4 protein-coding genes are annotated in these 3183 nt (G+C 64.2%); all 4 read left to right on the top strand.

Features of this window, described 5'->3' with window-relative positions:
- The coding region (locus tag KH616_RS23375) for a PQQ-binding-like beta-propeller repeat protein (protein ID WP_292252355.1) at nt 1-572 on the top strand (572 nt) is incomplete at its 5' end.
- Between the two features lie 247 nt (nt 573-819).
- Entirely contained in the window at nt 820-2157 is a 1338-nt protein-coding gene (der, locus tag KH616_RS23370) for a ribosome biogenesis GTPase Der (RefSeq protein ID WP_292252353.1), read from the top strand.
- A gap of 165 nt (nt 2158-2322) precedes the next feature.
- Nucleotides 2323-2562 carry an RNA chaperone Hfq gene (gene hfq, locus KH616_RS23365; RefSeq protein ID WP_006399927.1) on the top strand — a complete coding sequence of 80 codons (240 nt, stop codon included), beginning with the start codon at nt 2323-2325 and terminating at the stop codon, nt 2560-2562.
- A 71-nt stretch (nt 2563-2633) separates the two neighbouring features.
- Nucleotides 2634-3183: GTPase HflX (gene hflX, locus KH616_RS23360; RefSeq protein ID WP_292252356.1), on the top strand; the 550-nt coding region annotated here is incomplete at its 3' end.

Genomic DNA, 3183 nt, shown 5'->3' with positions numbered 1-3183 from the left:
ATGCCGCCGTGCTCGCGGGATTCCCGGGCGGCGGTCTCGTCGCGCTCAATTTGCAGACGGGCGAACCGTTCTGGCAGACGCCGGTGTCGTTCCCGAAGGGCGTCACGGAAGTCGAGCGCATCAACGACGTCAGCGGTCCGCCGACGCTCGTCGGCGCGCAAGCATGCGCGGTGACGTTCCAGGGGCAGATCGGTTGCTTCGATGCGAACTCGGGACGGCCGCTGTGGGAGAAGCCATTCTCGAGCCGCAGCGGGCTGGCGCAGGATGATGCGGTTGTCGCCGGCGGCGACGACTGGTCGGTCGTGACGGCGTATGATGCTGCCAGCGGCAATATGCTGTGGCGCAACGACAGACTGAAGAGCCGCGACGTCGGCGTGCCGTACCTGCTGGGCCGTGCGCTCGTGATGGGCGACTATCAGGGTTACGTGCATTTCCTGTCGCGCGAAGACGGCGCGTTCATTGCGCGGATGAAGACCGACGGCAGCCCGATCACGGCGGCGCCGGTTCTCGCGGGCAACACGCTCGTCGTGCAGACCAAGGACGGCGGCCTGTACGGCTTCCGTCCGCGCTGACGCGCAACGAGCGCAGGTGCGGCGCCGCGGGCGAACTCGCCACGAGCCGCACCGGCGCGAATGATGGCGGCCGGTGTTCCCGGCCGCTCGGTATTTGGAAGGCAATCAGAAACGAAAGATTGACGGCGCGCACCGCGTGCCTGGCGCGCGCATCCAGTGCGGCGCAAAATCGTGATAATTTTCACTCAGCGCAGCCGCCCGCAGCAGCGGGCCTCCCGCTGCTGCGCTCTACCGTAGACAAGACAAAATGAAACCGGTCATTGCCCTCGTTGGGCGCCCCAATGTGGGGAAATCCACGCTGTTCAACCGGCTCACGCGCTCACGCGATGCGCTGGTGGCCGACTTGCCGGGCCTGACTCGCGATCGCCATTATGGCGAGGGGCGGGTCGGCGAGCGCCCCTATCTTGTCGTCGACACGGGCGGCTTCGAGCCGGTCGCAAAGGACGGCATCCTGCATGAAATGGCGCGTCAGACCCGGCAGGCGGTCGAGGAAGCCGACGCCGTCGTGTTCGTCGTCGACGGCCGCAACGGGCTCGCGCCGCAGGACAAATCGATCGCCGAGTATCTGCGCAAGACCGGCCGCCCGATCTTCCTCGTCGTCAACAAGGCCGAGGGGATGAAGTACACGGCGGTCGCATCCGATTTCTACGAACTCGGGCTCGGCGATCCACGCGCGATTTCGGCCGCGCACGGCGACGGCGTGACCGACATGATCAACGAGGCGCTCGACGTCGCGTACGCGGGCCAGCCGGAGGAAGAGGACGAGGAGAAGGCGTCGCACGGCATCAAGATCGCGATCGTCGGCCGTCCGAACGTCGGCAAGTCGACGCTCGTCAACGCGCTGATCGGCGAAGACCGCGTGATCGCATTCGACATGCCCGGCACGACGCGTGACTCGATCTACGTCGAGTTCGAGCGCGACGGCAAGGACTACACGCTGATCGACACGGCGGGCCTGCGCCGTCGCGGCAAGGTATTCGAGGCGGTCGAGAAGTTCTCGGTCGTGAAGACGCTGCAGTCGATCGCCGATGCGAACGTCGTCATTCTTCTGCTGGATGCGCGTCAGGATATTTCCGACCAGGACGCGCACATTGCGGGTTTCGTCGTCGAGCAGGGGCGTGCGCTCGTGGTCGGCGTGAACAAGTGGGACGGTCTGGACGAGCATGCACGCGAGCGCGTGAAGGCGGATCTGGCCCGCAAGCTGAAATTCCTCGATTTCGCGAAATTCCACTTCATTTCCGCGGCCAGGAAGACCGGCATCGGCGCGCTGATGCGTTCGGTCGACGACGCGTACGCGGCCGCGATGGCGAAGCTGCCGACGCCGAAGCTCACGCGCGCGCTGATCGAGGCGGTCGAATTCCAGCAGCCGCGCCGTCGCGGGCCGGTGCGTCCGAAGCTGCGCTATGCGCACCAGGGTGGCCAGAATCCGCCGGTCATCGTGATCCACGGCAACGCGCTCGATGCGGTCACCGATTCCTACAAGCGTTATCTGGAAAACCGTTTCCGCGAAACTTTCTCCCTGACGGGGACTCCATTGCGCATAGAGTTCCGTTCGTCGCACAACCCGTACGCGGACAAGAGCTGAGTACTGTTCGTCGCCGCCCGTCGCGCCCTTGCTGCAAGGGCCAGGCCGAATGGCCAGCGCCGGGCGGGGCGAGCAAAATCGGCTATAGTGTAGCGATTGGCGCCGGATTTCTTTTTCTTCGCCGCCAATCCAGATCAACCTGCAAAACAGAAGATGGAGTACGCCATGAGCAACAAAGGGCAATTGTTACAAGACCCGTTTTTGAACGCACTGCGTAAAGAGCACGTTCCCGTTTCGATCTATCTCGTCAACGGCATCAAGCTCCAAGGGAACATCGAATCGTTCGACCAGTACGTCGTGTTGCTCCGTAATACGGTGACCCAGATGGTCTACAAGCACGCCATCTCGACGGTCGTGCCGGCGCGCCCGGTGAATTTCCATCCGGACGCTGAAGCTTCGTCCTAACCTATCGCCGCGGCGGGCATCGGTCGCCGCGTGCGACCGATGCCCGCCACTTTATCTTGACATCAGACAATTTGATCAACGCAGCGCTCGTCGGCATCGATTTCGGCAAGACCGACTTCGAAGCCAGCCTCGAAGAACTCAGCCTTCTCGCATCCAGCGCGGGTGCGCATCCCGCCGTCACCCTGACCGGCCGCCGGTCCAGCCCCGATGCCGCCATGTTCGTGGGCAGCGGCAAAGCCGAAGAATTGCGGCTTGCATGCGAAGCCAACGACATCGAAATCGTCATCTTCAATCACGCGCTTGCGCCGGCCCAGCAACGCAATCTGGAGCGTGCGCTTAACCGGCGCGTGGTGGATCGGACGAGCCTCATCCTCGACATCTTCGCGCAGCGCGCACGCAGCCACGAAGGCAAGTTGCAGGTCGAGCTCGCACAGCTGCAATACCTGGCGACCCGGCTGGTTCGCGCGTGGACTCACCTCGAGCGGCAAAAGGGCGGTATCGGCCTGCGCGGCCCCGGCGAAACGCAGCTGGAAACCGACCGCCGCCTGATCGGCGAACGCATCAAGATGCTGAAGTCGAGGCTCGACCGCCTGCGCCGTCAGCACAGCACGCAGCGCCGAC

The sequence above is a fragment of the Burkholderia sp. genome, from assembly GCF_018375725.1.
Taxonomy (GTDB): domain Bacteria; phylum Pseudomonadota; class Gammaproteobacteria; order Burkholderiales; family Burkholderiaceae; genus Burkholderia.
The sequence above is the reverse complement of the archived record's forward strand: the minus strand, read 5'-3'. Positions and strand labels throughout refer to the sequence as shown.